Genomic DNA, 681 nt, shown 5'->3' on the forward strand with positions numbered 1-681 from the left:
GAAGCGCTGCGCCGTCTACACGCGCAAGTCCACGGCGGCGGGCCTGGAGATGGAGTTCAACTCGCTGGATGCCCAGCGCGAGTCCTGTGTCTCCTACGTGCAGCGCCAGCCCGGCTGGGTGTTGTTGGATGAGAGCTACGACGACGGCGGCTTCACCGGGGCCAACATGGAGCGGCCCGCCTTCCAGCGACTGTTGCAGGACGTGGACGCGGGCCGGGTGGACGTGGTGGTGGTGTACAAGGTGGATCGCCTTTCGCGCTCCCTTCTCGACTTCGCGAAAGTCATGGAGCGCTTCAACGCGGCGGGCGCGTCCTTCGTCTCGGTGACGCAGAACTTCAGCACGGCGGACGCGATGGGGCGCCTGACGTTGAACATGCTGATGTCCTTCGCCGAGTTCGAGCGCGAGATGATTTCCGAGCGCACGCGGGACAAGGTGGCCGCCGCGCGGCGCAAGGGGAAGTGGACGGGAGGCCGCGCGCCGCTGGGCTACGAGGTGAAGGACAAGCGCCTCGTGGTGAATGAGTACGAGGCGGTGGTGGTGCGGGAGGCCTTCGAGTTGTACCTCCAGCACCAGCAGGCCTCGGTGGTGTCGCGCCTCCTCAACGAGACGGGGCGCAAGACGAAGCGGTACGAGGCGCAGAGTGGTGCCACGCGCGCGGCTCGGAAATGGACGACGCAGGA

At 66.8% G+C, this 681-nt stretch carries 1 protein-coding gene; it reads left to right on the forward strand.

What is annotated here, in order from left to right; genetic code table 11:
- Window positions 1–681: recombinase family protein (locus HNV26_RS37405; protein ID WP_171453045.1), on the forward strand; the 681-nt coding region annotated here is incomplete at both ends.

The organism is Myxococcus xanthus (assembly GCF_013116825.1).
Taxonomy (GTDB): Bacteria; Myxococcota; Myxococcia; order Myxococcales; family Myxococcaceae; genus Myxococcus; species Myxococcus xanthus_B.